At 72.3% G+C, this 17163-nt stretch carries 13 protein-coding genes; 4 read left to right on the forward strand and 9 right to left on the reverse strand.

Annotated features, from left to right (window positions below; genetic code table 11):
* Positions 1 to 5: 5 nt before the first annotated feature.
* A complete protein-coding gene (locus ABZU32_RS29340; protein WP_354927035.1) occupies positions 6 to 2405 on the reverse strand; it encodes a GH1 family beta-glucosidase in 2400 nt (799 codons plus the stop codon).
* A gap of 250 nt (positions 2406 to 2655) precedes the next feature.
* On the opposite strand from ABZU32_RS29340, the gene ABZU32_RS29345 reads away from it, so the two are divergent.
* The gene (locus ABZU32_RS29345; RefSeq protein ID WP_354927037.1) at positions 2656 to 3618 is read left to right on the forward strand and encodes a quinone oxidoreductase; all 963 of its coding nucleotides are present in this window, start codon (positions 2656 to 2658) and stop codon (positions 3616 to 3618) included.
* A 396-nt stretch (positions 3619 to 4014) separates the two neighbouring features.
* Here the strand turns inward: ABZU32_RS29345 and ABZU32_RS29350 are convergent, their stop codons facing one another.
* The 6 genes from ABZU32_RS29350 to ABZU32_RS29375 all read right to left on the reverse strand — a co-directional run bounded on the left by ABZU32_RS29350 (position 4015) and on the right by ABZU32_RS29375 (position 10510).
* Positions 4015 to 4908 (reverse strand): hypothetical protein, encoded by an 894-nt coding sequence (locus ABZU32_RS29350; protein WP_354927039.1) that lies wholly within the window; start codon positions 4906 to 4908, stop codon positions 4015 to 4017.
* Positions 4909 to 5135: 227 nt separating this feature from the next.
* Positions 5136 to 6206 carry a helix-turn-helix domain-containing protein gene (locus ABZU32_RS29355; protein ID WP_354927041.1) on the reverse strand — a complete coding sequence of 357 codons (1071 nt, stop codon included), beginning with the start codon at positions 6204 to 6206 and terminating at the stop codon, positions 5136 to 5138.
* Positions 6206 to 7006 (reverse strand): ABC transporter permease subunit, encoded by an 801-nt coding sequence (locus tag ABZU32_RS29360; RefSeq protein WP_354927043.1) that lies wholly within the window; start codon positions 7004 to 7006, stop codon positions 6206 to 6208. Before ABZU32_RS29360 ends, ABZU32_RS29355 begins: the two co-directional genes overlap by 1 nt.
* Positions 6987 to 7892, reverse strand: a complete 906-nt coding sequence (locus ABZU32_RS29365) for an ABC transporter ATP-binding protein (RefSeq protein WP_354850414.1) — start codon at positions 7890 to 7892, stop codon at positions 6987 to 6989. Before ABZU32_RS29365 ends, ABZU32_RS29360 begins: the two co-directional genes overlap by 20 nt.
* A gap of 576 nt (positions 7893 to 8468) precedes the next feature.
* Complete coding sequence (locus tag ABZU32_RS29370) at positions 8469 to 8834, reverse strand: DCC1-like thiol-disulfide oxidoreductase family protein (protein WP_354927045.1); 366 nt, start codon at positions 8832 to 8834, stop codon at positions 8469 to 8471.
* 113 nt (positions 8835 to 8947) lie between these two features.
* Entirely contained in the window at positions 8948 to 10510 is a 1563-nt protein-coding gene (locus tag ABZU32_RS29375) for a cobyric acid synthase (protein ID WP_354927047.1), read from the reverse strand.
* A gap of 197 nt (positions 10511 to 10707) precedes the next feature.
* Here ABZU32_RS29375 and ABZU32_RS29380 point away from each other — a divergent pair, with 197 nt between their 5' ends.
* Complete coding sequence (locus tag ABZU32_RS29380; RefSeq protein ID WP_354927049.1) at positions 10708 to 11667, forward strand: aminoglycoside phosphotransferase family protein; 960 nt, start codon at positions 10708 to 10710, stop codon at positions 11665 to 11667.
* A gap of 101 nt (positions 11668 to 11768) precedes the next feature.
* Here the strand turns inward: ABZU32_RS29380 and ABZU32_RS29385 are convergent, their stop codons facing one another.
* Together ABZU32_RS29385 and ABZU32_RS29390 are read right to left on the reverse strand one after the other, a co-directional pair.
* On the reverse strand, positions 11769 to 13022 hold the full coding sequence (locus tag ABZU32_RS29385; protein WP_354927051.1) for a cobalamin biosynthesis protein: 1254 nt from the start codon (positions 13020 to 13022) through the stop codon (positions 11769 to 11771).
* A 118-nt stretch (positions 13023 to 13140) separates the two neighbouring features.
* On the reverse strand, positions 13141 to 13941 hold the full coding sequence (locus ABZU32_RS29390) for a phosphotransferase (protein ID WP_354927053.1): 801 nt from the start codon (positions 13939 to 13941) through the stop codon (positions 13141 to 13143).
* Between the two features lie 362 nt (positions 13942 to 14303).
* Here ABZU32_RS29390 and ABZU32_RS29395 point away from each other — a divergent pair, with 362 nt between their 5' ends.
* Together ABZU32_RS29395 and ABZU32_RS29400 are read left to right on the forward strand one after the other, a co-directional pair.
* The gene (locus ABZU32_RS29395; protein ID WP_354927055.1) at positions 14304 to 15047 is read left to right on the forward strand and encodes a ZIP family metal transporter; all 744 of its coding nucleotides are present in this window, start codon (positions 14304 to 14306) and stop codon (positions 15045 to 15047) included.
* Between the two features lie 758 nt (positions 15048 to 15805).
* On the forward strand, positions 15806 to 17163 hold a 1358-nt coding region (locus ABZU32_RS29400), incomplete at its 3' end, for an endo-1,4-beta-xylanase (protein WP_354927057.1).

Below are 17163 nucleotides of genomic sequence, written 5' to 3' on the forward strand. Positions count from 1 at the left end.
GGGCCTCACGCCGAGCTTCTCACCACCAGCTCCGCCGGGAGGATGACCGAGGAGACGGGGCCGCCGTCGAGGTGGCGGAGGAGGAGGCGGACGGCGGCGCGGGCCTGGTCGGCCGGGGAGGTGCGGACGGTGGTGAGCGGCGGGACGGTGTAGGCGGCGGCCTCGGCGTCGTCGAAGCCGACGACCGCGACGTCCTCGGGCACGCGGCGGCCCGCCTCGCGCAGGACGCTCAGCGCGCCGACCGCCATCAAATCGCCGGCCGCGAAGACCGCGTCCAGGCCGGGATCGTCCTGGAGCAGCTCGCTCATGGCCCTGGCCCCCGACGAGCGGCTGTAGTCGCCCATGGCGACCATCGACCGGCGCCCGGCGTCGCGCAGGCCGTCGCGGTAGGCGGCCAGGCGGTCCTGCGCGGCGGTGCCCTCCAGCGGGCCGCAGATCATCGCGATCCGGCTGCGCCCCTGGGCGAGCAGGTGGGTCACCGCCGCCCTGGCGCCCCCGGCGTCGTCGCCCGCGACATAGGGGACGGTGATGGGGGCCGAGGGCCGGCCCAGCGAGACGATGGGGACGCCCGTGCGCACGAGCGCGCTCAGCAGCGGGTCGGCGCCCGCCGTCGAGACGAAGACCACCCCGTCCAGGTGACCGGCCCCGACATGCTGCTCGACGCGCCGGCGGCTGTCCATCGAACCGCCCAGCATCAGCGTGACCTGCTTGCCCGACGCCTCCAGGGAATGGGCCGCCGCCCGGACGACGGCCGCGAACAACGGGTCGTCGGCCCCGTCGGGCGACCCCGGCACCACCAGGCCGACGGTGTCGGTGCGCTGGGTCACCAGGCTGCGCGCCGCGGAGTTCGGCACGTAGCCGAGCTCGTCCACCGCGTTCATGACGGTCTGGCGGAACTCCGGGCTGACCGTGGCCTGCCCGTTGATCACCCGCGAGACCGTGGAGCGCGACACGCCCGCCCGCGCGGCGACCTCCTCCAGCGTGGGACGCCTGGCGCGCTCCCTCCACAGCCCGTTGCGCCGGATCACCTCGCGGTACCACAGGCCGCTGTCCTTGAGCAGCCTGCGCTGGCTGTCGAAGTCGACGTGCACGATGCCGAACCGCTTGTTGTACCCCTCGGCCCACTCGAAGTTGTCCAGCAGCGACCAGACCAGATAGCCCCGCAGGTCGGCCCCCGCCTCGATGGCGGCGTGCGCCGCGCGCAGGTGGCTTTCCAGGAACGCGGTGCGGTCGGCGTCGTGCACCCGCTCGCCGCTCACCGCGTCGTCGAAGGCGGCGCCGTTCTCGGTCACCAGCAGCCCCACGCCGGGGTAGTCACGCGTGAGCCGCAGCAGCAGCTGGGACAGGCCCGTCGGCACGATCGGCCAGCCGGTGGCCGTCGTCGGGGCGTAGGCGCCGGTGAACTCGATGTTCTCGGTACCGGGGTAGGCGGGGTTGGCCGGCTCACCCGGCCCGGACCGCACGACGCACGGGGTGTAGTAGTTGACGCCCAGCAGGTCGATCGGCCGGCCGATGGCCGCCAGGTCGCCGTCGTGGATGTGGCCGAGCCCGGCGACGCGCTCGATGATCGGCAGCACCCGCTCGGGGTAGCGCCCGCGCAGCACCGGGTCGAGGAACTGCCGGTTGATCAGCGCGTCCACCCGGTCGACCGCCTCGGCGTCCTCGGGCGACAGCTCCAGCGAGGGATCGTTCACCTGGCCGGGGGTCAGCACGGGCGCCAGGTTGACGGGCAGGGTGATCTCCTTCGCGCCGCCGCCGCGCAGCACCTGCACACCGAGCCCGTGCGCGAGCAGCAGGTGGTGGGAGACGCGGAAGGCGTCGGCCCAGGAGGTGCGGCCGGGCGCGTGGACGCCGATGCCGTACCCGAGCACGGCGGCCACCCACGGCTCGTTGACGGTCATCCAGGTGCGCACCCGGTCGCCGAGCCGGTCCTGGACGATCTTGGCGTAGTCGGCGAACCGGTACGCCGTGTCACGCTCGGTCCAGCCGCCGCGGTCCTCCAGCGCCTGCGGCAGGTCCCAGTGGTAGAGCGCCACGTACGGCGTGACGCCGGCCTCCAGCAGGTCGTCCACCAGCCGCTCGTAGAAGTCCAGCCCGGCGGCGTTGACCGCGCCGCGCCCGTCGGGCTGCACGCGCGACCAGGACACCGAGAACCGGTAGACGTCCAGGCCGAGCCGGTCCATCAGGCGGATGTCCTCGGCGTGGCGGTGGTAGTGGTCGCAGGCGGTGTCACCGGTGTGGCCGCCGGCGATCGCTCCCGGCCTGCGGCAGAAGGTGTCCCAGATCGACGGCCCACGGCCGTCCTCCCGCGCCGCGCCCTCCACCTGGTAGGCCGCCGTCGCGGCCCCCCAGACGAACCCGTCGGGGAAAGCGAGCGTCTGCCCGCGGGTGGCGGTGCTTGTCACGGACATCCTCTGGAAGCTCCCGTCCTGCCGTGCCTCTGGGCCTCAACGCGCCACCCGAATCCGGTGGAACGCGACACAGCCATTCTGGCCGTCCGGCCCCTCCCGCGCACCTCGCTATCGACGCCGATGTGAGCCGGAGGGAAGAGACTGGAGGGGGAACAACCGGGCAGCCACGGGTGGTTGGCCATCGCGAGGCACGGCCTCACGCCCCGCCGCTCGCAGAAGCACGATCGCGAAGGAGTTCAGCGCCATGCATGCCATCGTCGTCGCCGATCCAGGAGATTCTTCCGCGCTCGTCCCCACCGAGATGCCCGACCCCGAGCCCGGCCCCGGCGAGGTGCTCGTGGACGTCGCCGCGAGCGGCGTGAACTTCATCGACGTCTACCACCGCGAGGGGCGCTACCCGCTGCCCACGCCCTTCGTCCCCGGCTCCGAGGGCGCGGGCACCGTCGCGGCCCTCGGCCCCGGCGTGGCGGGCATCGCCGTGGGCGACCGGGTCGGCTGGCAGGGCGTGCTCGGCGGGTACGCCCAGAAGGCCGTCATCCCCGCCGACAGGGCCATCCCGCTGCCGGAGGGCATCGACCCCGAGCAGGCGGCGGCCGTGCTCCTGCAGGGCCTCACCGCCCACTACCTGGCCACCTCGACCTACGCCGTGCAGCCCGGCGACGACGTGCTCGTCCACGCGGCGGCGGGCGGCGTTGGGCTGCTGCTCACCCAGATCGTCAAGCTGCGCGGCGGCCGGGTGATCGCCACGGTGTCCACCGCCGAGAAGGAGAAGCTCGCACGGGACGCCGGCGCCGACGAGGTGATCCGCTACGAGGGCTTCGCCGAGGCGGTGCGCGCCCTGACCGGCGGGCAGGGCGTCCACGTCGTGTACGACGGCGTCGGGGCGGCCACCTTCGACGACAGCCTCGCCTCGCTGCGCCCACGCGGCGTGCTGGCCCTGTACGGCGCGGCCAGCGGCCCGGTGCCGCCGTTCGACCCGCAGCGGCTGAACTCGGGCGGCTCGCTGTACCTGACCCGGCCCACGCTGGCCCACTACGCGGCCACCCGCGAGGAGCTGCTCGCCCGCACCGGCGACGTGCTGGGCTGGGTGGCCTCCGGCGAGCTCAAGGTGCACATCGGCGGCCGGTATCCGCTGGCGGACGCCAAGCGCGCCCACGACGACCTCCAGGGCCGCCGCACCACCGGCAAACTCCTGCTGATCCCCTGACCCGCCGCTCGTCCCTGGCCATCGGCTCCCTAACGGGGCCGATGGCCATGCGTGATGACCACATACGTTCTCACCGGGCGCGGCGGCCATGTGCTGGAGATGATCGGCGCCGGGTCGGCGGGGCATTGTACGGCGATGCCGGCGTCGGCTACGGCGCCCGAGCCGATGAACGTTCGTGGCCGGCGCAGAGCGATCCGCACAGCTCAAAGCGGTCCGCTCCCGGGAAACGCCGGCGTGGTCAGCCGGAGCCGGTGGCGAGGCCGAAGATCCAGATCCCCAGGTAGACGCCGCCCGCGATCGCGATCACGTGCAGTGCGATGGCCCAGGCGCGCAGCGCCGTCTCATTCCTCATCGCGTCCTCTCGTCTCAGTGCCGGTCGCCTCGGTGCCGGTCGCCTCAGTGGTGGCCGTTGAGCAGCCGCGCCTTGGCGGCGGCGTACTCGGCGTCGTCGAGCCGGCCGTCGGCGTGCAGCGCGGACAGCCGTTCGAGCCGCCCGACCAGGTCGCCCGGGGCGGCGTCGGCCGGGGCGTTCTCCGGCGTCAGCTCGGCGAATCTCGAACCGTCCGCCCGGGCCGCGCCCGCGAGCCGCGAGGCGTCCCCGGGGGGCGCGTCGGAGGGCCGTGCGGCGTCCGCCGGGGGCGCGTCGGTGGAGCGCGGCGCCGAGCGCGCCGGACGGCGGTCCGGCGGCGCGTCCTGTGGCACGTCGCCGGGCGGGTAGTCGGCCTGCGGCCCGGCGGCGCGTCCCCGGCCGCGGCTCCGGTCGTCCTCCCCGGGCAGCACCACCGACCGCGTCCACCGCACGGTGCCCGGCGGCGTCCTGCCCGGCGGCACGGACGGCGCGGGCGCCGTCCCCCAGAACACCGACCGCAGGGCGCTCCGGTTGAACAGTGCCAGCAGCGGCACGCCGCCCATCAGCACGAACACCACGCCGCAGACGACGAACCCCCCATCGACGGAGGAGCCGGAAAAGGCGCTCTCCAGGAAGGCGTAGCCGAGGCTGAGGAACAGGGCGGGCCATGCCAGCATCGTCAGCTTGGGCCCCACCGGCAGCCCGCTGAAGGCGTAGACGAACATGCCCGCGATGCCGGCGAAGATGGAGGCCGGGACGAGCCAGGCGATGCCGTCCGGGCAGGGCGTGCCCACGACGTACGGCCCGCCCGACCCGCAGCTGCCGCCGATGCTCATGACCGCGCGGGACCCCAGGAACAGGACGGTCATGCCGCACGCGAGGCCGCCCAGCCCCACCAGGATGCCGATCGACCGGCGGACGAGCTGAAAGGGGGTGATCACGCTCCGTATGGTAGGGCAGAGTCCCCGTACCAGGACAGAACCCCGTTCTTTCCGTTCTAGACCACAAAGCCGCTGGACCAGCCCGGTTCAAGAGGTGAGCCGGGTGGGACGCAGGACCGCCCCGGTTCAGACGTGGACTGAGCGGAGGACCGGCCTGGTTAAGACGGTGGGCTGAGCGGAGGACCTGCCCGGTTAAGACGGTGGGCGAGCGCAGGCCCGGGCCCGGTTCAGGAGGTGGGGCCGGGTGGCCAGCCGAGCAGGCGGGCGCCGAGGACCGCGGTCTCCAGGGTGAAGCGCTGCGTCGGATCGTCCGGCGAGAAGCCCGTGAGCCGGCGGACGCGCTCCAGCCGGTAGGTCACCGCCCGGGTGCTGATCCCGAGCCTGCGCGCCGCGGCCGTCTGGTTGCCCTGCGCCGCGAACACCGCCTCCAGCGTCTCCAGCAGAGGCCCCGCGCCGCCGCGCGCGTTCACCAGCGGGTCCAGGACGGTGGACACCAGGTCCTCGATCGCGTCCCTGTCGCGTAACAGCACCGGGAAGACCAGCAGGTCGGACGCCTTGAGCACCTGCGGGCGCAGTCCCAGCCGCTCCCCCAGCCCGATGGCGTCGCCGGCCTCGCGAAAGGAGGTCACCACCCCGCCCGGGCCGCGATGCGGGCGTCCGATGCCCACCCGCCAGTCGCCCGCGAGCGAGCCGCGCACGTGGTGGGTGAACTCCCCGGTGGCCGCCGTCAACGTCCCGGGCGCCACGCAGACCAGCAGCCCGTCCCGGGCCGCGACCAGGATGTTGTGCGAACCGAACCGCGCGATGAGCGCCTGCTCGATGCGGCGGACGATCGGATCGCCCTCGGCGATCGGCTTGGCGTCCTTGGCCACCGCGACGACGTACGCCTCGGCGAACCGCAACCCGAAGTGCTCGGCGCGCTCGGCCAGCCGGTCCGCCCGTCCCTGGAGCAGGTCGTCGATGAACTCCCGCCGCGCCTGCTCCTCCTGCCGCAGGGCACGCGACTGCGCTTCCTCGTACCCCTCGAAATAGGCGCCGAGCGCGCGCCGCACCGCGCCGAGCACCGGCGCCTCGGCCGGTCGGGCGGTCAGCTCGGAGGTGAGCAGGCAGGCGTCGGCCAGGGAGCGCATCGGCACGCCGCGCTCGGCGGCGGCCGTCCCCAGCGCGCGCAGCGCCTCGACGGCGTCCCGGCCGGGCAGGCGGCCGGTGGCGCCGGCCGCGACGAGCACCGGAAGGCACCCTTCGAGCAGGTCGGAGGGCACCCCGGTGGCCTCGCTCACATGAGCGAGAACGTCCATCACACTCCTACGTCGCGCCGGTCGAACGACAGCACAGCGGTCAGGGCGAGCACGGCCGTCCCGGCGAGCAACACCAGGTAGTCCCCCACCGGCAGGCCGTTGGCCAGCGGGTTTCCCTCACTGTAGTAGTGGAAGGGCGACACCCAGCTCAGCCATCTCATCACCTCGATGTCATGGGCCAGCACGGTGACCACGTAGCCGGCGACCGCGTACACGCCCGCGACCGCCAGGGCCGTCCCCTTGCGGCCGGTGGCCGCCCCCACGGCCAGCGCCAGCGTCCCGTAGAACAGCACCAGCAGGTACAGGCCGAGGTGCGCGGCCAGCAGCCTGCCGAAGGGGACGCCGAGGTCCACCACGGCCCCGAGCACGACGAGCACGGCCAGCGACACCGCGGCGACGGCGAGCAGCCCGGCCGCCAGGGCCGCCAGCCGCTCCAGCACCAGCCGCCTGCGGTCCACCGGCAGCGTGAGCGTCAGCTCGAGCGTCCCGGACTCCTCGGGCGCCGCGATCGCCTTGTTGCCCAGGACCACGGCGCACATGATGAAGAGCAAGGGGATGAAAAGCTGGTAGATGACCGCCTGCAGGAAGCCGGCGCCGGAGGTGAAGTTCTCCAGGCCGCCCATGAGCTTGCGGACGCCCTCGGGGTACTTGGCCATGGCGATTTCGCTGTAGAGGTCCGGGTTCGCCCGCATCTGCGGGTAGAACGAGGTGTACATGCCGATGAACGCGCAGATGCCGATCGTCCAGCCGATGAGCGCGCGGCGGTACTCGCGCAGGGTCTTACGCACCAACGTGGGCATGGTGCACGTCCTCGCTGTAGTAGGTGAGGAAGATCTCCTCCAGGTCCGGCTCCGCGGAGATCAGATGGACGACGGTGAAGCGCGCCGCCGCCTTGATGAGCGCGTCGGGACGGCCGTCGATCGTGCAGCGCAGGCTCGCGCCCTCGATCTTCAGGTCGCGCACCCCGGGCAGGTCGCGGAACGCCTCCTCGGGGATCGGCGCGTCGAAGTGCAACTCCACCTTGCGCACCGCCTTCTCCCGCAGCGCCGCGATGTCCTCCACCGCCACCAGCCGCCCGCGCCGGACGATGCCCACCCGGTCCGACACGTGCTCCACCTCGGCCAGGACGTGCGACGACATCAGCACCGTGCGCCCCGCCGTGCGGACCTCCCGCACCATCGCCAGGAACTCCTGCTGCACCAGCGGATCGAGCCCGCTCGTCGGCTCGTCCAGGATCAGGAACTCCGGCTCGTGCATGAACGCCTGGATCAGGCCGACCTTCTGCTTGTTGCCCTTGGACAACTGGCCCATCCTGACCGACAGGTCGGCCTCCAGCCGTTCGGCCAGCGTCTCGATCTTCCCCTTGGCGACGCCGCCCCGCACGCTCGCGAGGAACTCCAGGTACTCGCGGGCCTTCTCGCGGCCCTCCAGGGCCAGCTCGCCGGGCAGGTAGCCGATGCGCCCGCGGACCGCCGCGTCGCGCGGGTCGGCGCCGAGCACCCGCACGACGCCGCGCGTCGGCCGGATCACGTCGAGGAGCAGCCTGATCGTCGTCGTCTTCCCCGCGCCGTTCGGCCCGAGATACCCGAACACCTCGCCGGGACGGATCTCCAGACTGAGATCCTCAAGCCCCCGGCGCCTCCCGTAGAACTTCGTCAGCCCCTCGGCCTCCACCACTGCTGTCATGCCCGCATCTTGATCCCTGCCCGGACACCACCAACAGCCCACCCCCCGGACACTTACACCCCCCTTCCTTTCCACACCCCGGCAACCACGCCCCTCCCACCCGGTGTGGCCGTCTCCGCCCCTCCCCCCCGGACTGCCCGCCCCCCGCCCCTCCCACCCGACCCGGCCCCTCCCGCCCAACCCGGCCGCTCCCGCCCAACCCGGCCGCTCCCGCCCTTCCCGCCCGACCTGGCCGCATCTGAATGGCGCCGGGTCGGCGGGACGGTGTACGGCGAAGACGGCGCCGCCGTACGGCGGGTCAGCTGGTCAGTTGCACACGGCTAGCGCAGGGGACTTGTCCTTACCGTTGCCTCTGGTGCTGAACGCCGCCACCTCGGCCCCCGCCCGGTATGGCTGCTCCTGAACACCGCCACCTCTCCCCGCCCGGTATGGCCGATCCCGAACGGCCTAACTCAGCCCCTTCTGGCTTCTTCTGACCGGCGTCGGCTCAGCCCCGCCCCTGGCTCCTTCTGACGGCGCCGGGTCGGCGGGACGGGGTACGGCGAAGACCGCGCCGCCGTACGGCGGGCTAGCTGGTCAGCGGGTGTCGCCGATGGCGCAGGCGGTGGTGCCGCCGGGGAGGCGGTGGCGGTAGCGGGCGATGAGGCGGTAGACCCCCTCGGCGGCCCAGCTCACCGGGGGCGCCAGCATCACCACGCCGGCCGCTCGCAGGACGGCCCGCGGCTGGAGCGCGAGCAGCACCGCGACGGCCCGTGCCCCCTCGGCGCGCAGACCGTGCGGGCCGAGGAGCTGCACCGACCGGGTCACCTCGTCGAGGGTCAGCCCGTGCTCGGCCAGGTCGAGCTCCTGCCAGGGACGCGTCTCGGGCATGAAGGGAAGGTGTTCGCGGCCGAAGTCCACGCACCGCCGGCAGAAGCCGCAGTCGCCGTCGTACACCAGCATCCGTCGATTCTCGCACGCGCCCTCAACACCTCACCGTCCCCCCGGCGGCACCACGGGTGTCTTCGGCGACATGGCGAGAGTGCCTTCGACGGCACCAAGGTCCTCGGGTGACGCTACGGTGCTCCCGGCGGCAGTACGGGGAGACCCGCGGGTGCGCCCTCCTCCAGTAGGCGGAGCAGAGCGTCGGTGTCCACGTACCGCTCGATCAGGTCGCCGAGCGCGTCGAGCTGGCGTTCCCTCAGAGCCGCGAACGAGACGCCCGGCGCGGGCACGAAGCGCCGGCCCGCCGCCGCGGCCACCTCCGCGAGGAACGCGCGGCGGAACCCGTCGTTCTCCAGCGCCCCGTGCCAGGTCGTCCCCCACACCGCCCCGGCCCGGCACCCGTCCAGAAAGGGTTCCACCTGGTCGAACGGCGTGACCCGGCCATCGGCGGACGGCTCCGTCCCACCGTCGCCCTCGGAGTCGGGCCAGGCGACGGTCACCGTCCCGTGGTGGATCTCGTAGGCGGCGACGCGGCAGCCGTACGCCTCCCCGACCGGCCGGGCCAGGGTCTTCTCGGCGGCGAACTCGACGGATGCGGGCAGCAGCCCGAGTCCTTCGACGAGCCCGGCCCCCGACTCCACCTCGTCCCGGATCGAGCGGGCGAGCATCTGGTACCCGCCGCAGATGCCGAGGATCGGCCCGCGCCTGGCCACCAGCGCGGCGGCGAGCCCGGTACGGCGCAGCCAGTCGAGGTCGGCGACCGTGGCCCGCGAGCCCGGCAGGACGACGAGATCGGCCTCCCGGAGCTCCCCCACCTCGGCGCCGGAGGTGACGAACCGCACCACGACGCCCGGCTCGGCGGCGAGTGCGTCCACGTCGGTGAAGTTGGAGATCCGCGGATACCGCACCACGGCCACCCGCAGGACGTCCCCGTCCGCCGGACCCGCCACCGCCGGCCGGGACCGGCCGTCCAGGGCGAGGGAGTCCTCCAGGTCCATCCACAGCCCGTCGAGCCAGGGCAGCACGCCGTACACCGGCCGCCCGGTGATCGATCGGAGCATGTCCAGTCCGGGTTCGAGCAGTTCCCCCGCGCCCCGGAACTTATTGATCAGGAAACCGCTGATGAGCGCCTGATCGCCGGCGTCCAGCAGAGCCAGCGTGCCGTACAGGGCGGCGAACACCCCGCCACGGTCGATGTCCCCGACGACGACCACCGGAATGTCCGCCGCCCGGGCCAGGCCCATGTTGGCGATGTCCCCCCGGCGCAGGTTGATCTCCGCGGGACTCCCCGCGCCCTCGCAGACCACGACGTCATACGCGGCGCGCAGCCGCTGATAGGACTCCAGCGCGACCTGCCTGAGACGGTCCTTGTAGGCGCCGTACTCCATCGCGTCGACGTCGGCGAGCGGCCTGCCGAGGACCACCACCTGGCTGCGCCGGTCGCTGCCCGGCTTCAGCAGGATGGGGTTCATGTCCGCCGTCGGCTCCACCCCGGCGGCCTGCGCCTGGGCGACCTGCGCGCGCCCGATCTCGGCGCCGTCCACGGTCACGAACGAGTTGAGCGACATGTTCTGCGCCTTGAACGGCGCCACGCGCACGCCCCGGCGGGCCAGCCACCGGCAGATGCCCGCCGTGACGACGCTCTTGCCCGCGTCCGACGTCGTCCCTGCGACCAGCAACGTCCCTTTTGGCACGGACCAAGGATGCCAGGGCCGATCACGACACCGAGACCCGCGGTGCCGCGCGATTGATCGAGTGGCCCTCACCTGGGCCTCTGCACTTTGATGGTCTTCATCACCGGCGGCTTCGACGGCTCCATCACCGTCGATCGAGACCGGTCCTACGCGCGCGATGGCCATGCGACGGAAACGCTCAAGGGAGGCGAGGAGGCATGACGATCGTCCCGGCGGTGGGTGTGCGACGTCCCTGGCAGGACGTGCCGGACGAACTGCGCGACGCCATCGAGTCCCACATGGGGGCGAAGGTGACGCGGGCCGTGACGCAGAGCGGCGGGTTCTCCCCCGGCGCGGCCGCGAGACTGCTCTTTCAGGACGGCAGCCGCGCCTTCGTCAAGGCCGTGGGTCCGACGCCCAACCCGCACAGTCCGGACATCCACCGGTCCGAAGCCCGCGTCGCCGCGCTGCTTCCCCCGCAGGTGCCGGCGCCGCGGCTGCTCGCCTCCTTCGACCTCGACGGGTGGGTGGCGCTGCTCTTCCAGGACATCGACGGCCGCCAGCCCGCCCAGCCGTGGCGGGCGGACGAGCTGACGCGGGTCCTGGACACGCTGGACGAAATGGCCGCGCGGCTGACGCCGTCCCCGATCGCCGTCCCGTCCGCCTATGAGCGGCTCACCGGCATGTTCGAGAACTGGCGCACCGTGGCCGCCGCCCGCGACGCGGGCGAGGACGATCTCGCCGACCTGGGCCCCTGGGTGGTCGCGCACCTGGACGACCTCGCGGAGCTGGAGAGCCGATGGCCCGCGGCGACCGAGGGCGACAGCCTCGTCCACGGTGACATCCGGGCCGACAACCTGCTGCTGACCGATGACGAGGTCTTCGTCGTCGACTGGCCGCACGCGTTCCTCGGTCCGCGATGGTTCGACGTGGTCGCGATGCTGCCAAGCGTGCGGATGCAGGGCGGGCCGCCGCCTGAGGAGGTGATCGCCGGGCATCGCGTGGCCCGCGAGGCCGACCCCGCGGCGCTGACCGCCTTCCTCGCCGCGTTCGCCGGCTACTTCGCCTGCCAGTCGCGTCTGCCCGCCCCACCCGGCCTGCCGACCCTCCGCGCCTTTCAGCACGCCCAGGGCCAAGCCGCCCTGGAGTGGCTGCGCACCCGCACCACCTGGCCCTGACACCACGGCCAGGCACACCAAGACCTTTCCGTCCCCTGACTCCTGCCCCGCGACGTGGGCCGCGCCACGCCGATCACCTTGGGCGACGGCCACGCCCGGGTTCATGCGCCTCGGCGGCGCCCCCGGCCCAGGGTCCAGGCGGCCGTGACGGCGAGCCCGGCCGCCGCCAGGTTGACCGCGCGCGCCAGCCGTACCGACCTGGCGATGTCGCCGACCCGCGGATCGCGGCCGTCCCCCAGGACGGGCCGGTGCTCCACCCTGCCGGCGTACACGTTCCGCCCGCCGAGGCGCACGCCGAGCGCCCCGGCGAAGGCGGCCTCGCAGCGCCCGGAGTTCGGGCTCGGGTGCCGCCCGCCGTCCCTGCGCAGCACCGCCGCGGCCCGTCGCGGCGACCCGCCGACCAGCGGCGCCAGGACGCAGGCCAGCGCTCCGGTGATCCGTGCCGGGACGTAGTTGGCCACGTCGTCCAGGCGAGCGGCCGCCCAGCCGAACCGTTCGTAGCGCTCGGAACGGTGGCCCACCATCGCGTCGAGCGTGTTGATCGCCCGGTACGCCAGCAGCCCCGGCACCCCCGCCACGGCGCCCCACACCAGTGGCGCCACGACGGCGTCCGAGGTGTTCTCGGCGATCGACTCGACGGTCGCCCGCGCCAGCTCGTCGGCGGACAACCCGGACGGATCGCGTCCGCACAGGTGCGGCAGCCGGTCCCGCGCGGCGACGAGGTCGTCCGCCTCCAGGGCGCGCGCCATGTACGCCCCCTCCCTGCCCAGAGTGGTCCCGCCGAGCACCGCCCACGTGGCCAGCGCGGTGAGCGCGGTGAGCCCCACGCCCGCCGCCGACATCCCCCGCGAGCCGACCACTCCTGTCGGACCAGGCATACCGTGCAGGCCGAGCGTTCCTCGCGACACAGGCACGCCCTGCGGGCCGAGCACCCCACGTATGCCCGGCATGCCCTTGGTACCGAGCACTCCGCGCGGCCCACGCATGCCACGTGTGCCGTACATTCCCGGCAATCCAGTGATGCTTCGCGCCCCCGGCTTCCCCGGCCTCCCCGGCCTTTCTCGGATCGACCACTCGACGGCCGCACCCAGGGCCGTCATGGCGCCGACGCACACGGCCACGTGTCCCACGCCCCGCGCGCGGTCATCCCCGTACAGCCGGCGTTCCACGGCCGCCGCGCCGCGTCCGAACACCGCCACGGGGTGCAGGCCACTTCGCGGATCGGCGAACACGGCGTCCAGCGCGACCCCGAGCGCGATCCCCACGGCTCTGCCCCGCCACGGCGACGTCCTGGACGACACAGGGCGCGCGTCCCCCGTTGTACCTCGGCGGGCGACCGACTTCACGAAAGACACAGAACACTCATTCGACGGAGGATCGTTCGACAGACGCTCATTTCGACGGTCGGCTCAGACCAGGTGAGCATGGACCTCATCCACCGCCGGGTGAGCACGGAGCTCATCCACGGCCGGCTCACACCAGGTGAGCATGGAGCTCATCCCAGTTGGCGTCCAGCCAGGCCCCCGCCCTGCGGATGCGCTCCCCCGCGCCCTCGCGCCACATGCGGGCCCAGCCGCCGCCGTCCCGCTCGGCGCGCGCCCGCATCGCGACGTACGAACGGCCGAACCGGAGCCTGCTGACCTCGAGCAACCGGCGCCGGTCGCGGGCCGAGAAGCCGTACGCGTCGCAGAATAGCCGCAGGCGCGGCCCCGCGTTCAGGCGCCGCTGCAGCGGGTCGCGGTCGACGGGGTCGGCGATGGGCGCCCAGTGGCGTAGCACGGTCGCCGCGTCGAACAGCCGGGTCGTCGGGCGTGCCATGTCGAAGTCGATCAGCGCCCACGGCCTCTGGTCGCGAAATATCACGTTTTCCGGGGTTATGTCGCAATGCCCGACCAGCTCGGGCGGCGCGTCGTCCAGCGCCCCGTCGACCCAGACCGCTCCTCGCGGAGGGACGAACCCCTCCACCGCGTCATGGAACCGGCGCACCAGCACCGCGAGCTGCACCAGCGCCTCGTCGCTCACCACGTGAGCCTGCAGCGGGCGCGTCGCCGCCTCCCCCGGGACGTAGGAGAGGATCTCCCGCCCCCGCTCGTCGACCCCGTACACCCGCGGCACCCGGTCGAAACCGGCGGCGTCCAGATGACGCAGCAGAGCGTGCACGGCCGGGCTCGAGGCGCGCATCGGCCGCCGCACGGTGTCGCCCACGCGCACGACCCCCTCCGTCACATCACCGCCGTACAGGGGGATCTCGGGAGCTGACGTGCCGACGAACATGGCGCACCAGCATAGTCCTCCCGTTCCCCGCCAGATGACCTCTTCGTCCCAATTTTTCGCCGACCTCGCCACCGCGGCCGCTACTCCTGGAAGCGGCCGCTACTCCAGGAAACGGGGCCGCCCGCGATACCACCGCTTCCGCTCAACGGCCGCAGACGCACAGAGACAGGCACGAGCCGTGATAAGCAGCGCCGCACCTGTTCCGCAGGCGCTCGCAGGCGCCCGTGTGAGCACCCCGGAGCGACGCGAGCCCGGCGCGGGGCATCCGCCCGGTGAGCAGGGAATCCAGCGGTGAGGGCGACAGTCCGTCCGAAGCCGGTCCCCCGGACCGACCACCGCTCCAGGTTGTCTACGGTTACCCCATGCCCATCGCGCTGGCCTTCGCCGCCTTCGTCACCACCCTGCTGGGCGGGCTCGTCGCGCAGCGCGTCCGCGACCGGCGGCACATCGTGCTCGGCGCGGCCGCCGGCGTGATGCTCGGCGTGGTGGCCTTCGACCTCGTCCCGGAGAGCCTGGAACTGTCACCCCACCGGCTCCTCGGCGTCCCCGTCCCCGTGCTCGCGCTCGCGGCGGGCTTCCTCACCATCCACGTCGTCGAACGGTCGCTCGCCGTCCACGACGTCCAGGACGGGCACTACGCCAGCCACAGCCACCGGCACTCCGCCGTCGGCCTGGGCGCCGGATCGGCGCTGGTCGTGCACAGCTTCATCGACGGCACGGCGATCGGCGCCGCCTTCCAGTCGGGCGGGGAACTGGGCCTGGTGGTGGCGGTCGCCGTCATCGCGCACGACTTCACCGACGGCTTCAACACCTTCACCCTGACGACGCTGTACGGCAACGCCCGGCGCCGCGCCGTGATCCTGGTGCTTCTGGACGCCATCGCTCCCGTGCTCGGCGCCGCGCTGACCTTCCTGGTCGCGATCCCCGAGGCCGTGCTCGCCGGCTACCTGGGTTTCTTCGCCGGCTTCCTGCTCTACCTGGCGACCTCCGACATCCTCCCCGAGGCCCACACCACCGACCACCCCACCCAGGCCACCCTCCTGGCCACGATCGCCGGCACCCTGTTCATGTGGCTGGTCATCGGCCTCGCCGCTCACCATTCATAGCGGCTCGCCCCCCACGGGCCCGGGTGAACGCGTCCGGCACGCGGCCGTGTGACGATTCGGCCGAGAGGGTCAACTCCCCGATTGAAGGGTCGCCGTCCGGGTCACCAGGCACGAGTCCCGTTGTCAGGGTCCTCCCCCAGATCGCTCCGTCGCGTGCACAACCTGGCGAAACCTGTGCGAGTGAGACCAGCGAACGTGGTGTCGGCCCAAAGGTCTCACGGCGCTCTCGTCGAAGGACGTCTACGCAACGACGAATGTACGAGCGTTGACGACCTGTCGCGACGGACTCCCTTCCACATCGGAGGACGTTCGGTGGCGTTGGTGGGAGTAAACACAATCACGTCCGCTCGGTCAAGGATCTGTCACCTGGCTCGAGGGGGGCCGGGAACCGGACACGCATCCGCCGGGCGATCCCGGACACCGACGTCGCGCGACCAGCGGATACGTCGCGACGAAACCTTCAGCACCCCAGCGCAGGAGAACTTCGTGCCGAAACTTTCACCCCGGTGAGCACGCGCCACGCGAGCGGACTACGCCTTTTCCTCTCACTCCGACCGAAAGTTTCAGTAAGGACTTGACACATTTCAGAAGTGTTTCCAGACTGAGCACCCAGGCCGCCCTTGTCAGTCGGTGGTGCGTGTCGCATGGGCCCTGGCCGCGACGTCCCGTGGTGTGCGTCTCCGTTGCAGACGCGACGTCGAGTCGGCGGATGATTCCGCATTCTCTCCGTTTCCTTATGCATTCTCAGGAGCTCACGCATGGGCATGAACGACCTGGCCCCACCCGGGCCCCGCCGCCGCGTCGGCGGTCTCCGCCAGACGCTGATCGCCGGCGCTCTGGGCGCCCTCGGTCTGACCACCGTGCTGATCGCGCCGGGTACCGCCGGCGCGGCCGAGAGCACGCTGGGTGCGGCGGCCGCGCAGAGCGGGCGGTACTTCGGTACGGCCATCAGCTCGGGCAAGTTGGGCGACTCGCAGTACACCACCATCGCGAACCGTGAGTTCAACATGGTGACCGCCGAGAACGAGATGAAGATCGACGCCACCGAGCCCAACCAGAACCAGTTCAACTTCAGCGCCGGTGACCGCGTCTACAACTGGGCCGTGCAGAACGGCAAGCGAGTACGCGGCCACACCCTCGCCTGGCACAACCAGCAGCCTGGGTGGATGCAGTCCATGTCGGGAAGCGCGCTGCGCAACGCCATGATCAACCACATCAACGGCGTGATGGGCCACTACAAGGGCAAGATCGCCTACTGGGACGTCGTCAACGAGGCCTTCGACGACAGCAACGGCGGCCGCCGCGACTCCAACCTCCAGCGCACCGGCAACGACTGGATCGAGGTGGCCTTCCGCACCGCCCGCGCCGCCGACCCCGCCGCCAAGCTCTGCTACAACGACTACAACATCGACAACTGGTCGTGGGCCAAGACCCAAGGCGTCTACAACATGGTCCGCGACTTCAAGTCCCGCGGCGTGCCGATCGACTGCGTGGGCCTGCAGTCGCACTTCAACAGCCAGAGCGCCTACAACTCCAACTACCGCACCACCATCTCCAGCTTCGCCGCCCTCGGCGTCGACGTGGCGATCACCGAGCTGGACATCCAGGGGGGTTCCGCGCAGACCTACCAGTCGGTGACCAACGACTGCCTGGCCGTGTCCCGCTGCGTCGGCATCACCGTATGGGGCGTACGCGACAGCGACTCCTGGCTCGGCGCCAACACCAGCCCCCTGCTGTTCGACAGCAACGGCAACAAGAAGGCCGCCTACACCTCGGTCCTCAACGCCCTCAACTCGGCCACTCCCAACCCCACCCCCACGCCGACCCCCACTCCCACGGTGACGCCGACGGTGACCCCGACCCCCACTCCCACGCCGACTCCCACGGCGCCCGGCGGGAGCGGTCCGATCAGGGGTGTCGCGTCCGGGCGATGCGTGGACGTGCCCAACGCCTCCACCACCGACGGCACCGGCGTCCAGCTGTGGGACTGCAACGGCCAGAGCAACCAGACCTGGACCTCCACCTCGGCCGGTGAGATCAAGGTCTACGGCAACAAGTGCCTGGACGCCGGCGGCAGCGGCAACGGCGCCAAGATCCAGATCTACTCCTGCCACGG

This window comes from Sphaerisporangium sp. NPDC005288, assembly GCF_040607475.1.
Lineage (GTDB): Bacteria > Actinomycetota > Actinomycetes > Streptosporangiales > Streptosporangiaceae > Sphaerisporangium > Sphaerisporangium rhizosphaerae.

Excerpts from the sequence above, each read along its gene's own strand:
- ABZU32_RS29370 (WP_354927045.1), bottom strand. The coding sequence starts at position 8,834 with ATGCTGGTGTACGACGGCGACTGCGGCTTCTGCCGGCGGTGCGTGGAC.
- ABZU32_RS29365 (WP_354850414.1), bottom strand. The coding sequence starts at position 7,892 with ATGACAGCAGTGGTGGAGGCCGAGGGGCTGACGAAGTTCTACGGGAGG.
- ABZU32_RS29355 (WP_354927041.1), bottom strand. The coding sequence starts at position 6,206 with ATGGACGTTCTCGCTCATGTGAGCGAGGCCACCGGGGTGCCCTCCGAC.
- ABZU32_RS29345 (WP_354927037.1), top strand. The coding sequence starts at position 2,656 with ATGCATGCCATCGTCGTCGCCGATCCAGGAGATTCTTCCGCGCTCGTC.
- ABZU32_RS29395 (WP_354927055.1), top strand. The coding sequence starts at position 14,304 with ATGCCCATCGCGCTGGCCTTCGCCGCCTTCGTCACCACCCTGCTGGGC.
- ABZU32_RS29360 (WP_354927043.1), bottom strand. The coding sequence starts at position 7,006 with ATGCCCACGTTGGTGCGTAAGACCCTGCGCGAGTACCGCCGCGCGCTC.
- ABZU32_RS29380 (WP_354927049.1), top strand. The coding sequence starts at position 10,708 with ATGACGATCGTCCCGGCGGTGGGTGTGCGACGTCCCTGGCAGGACGTG.
- ABZU32_RS29390 (WP_354927053.1), bottom strand. The coding sequence starts at position 13,941 with ATGTTCGTCGGCACGTCAGCTCCCGAGATCCCCCTGTACGGCGGTGAT.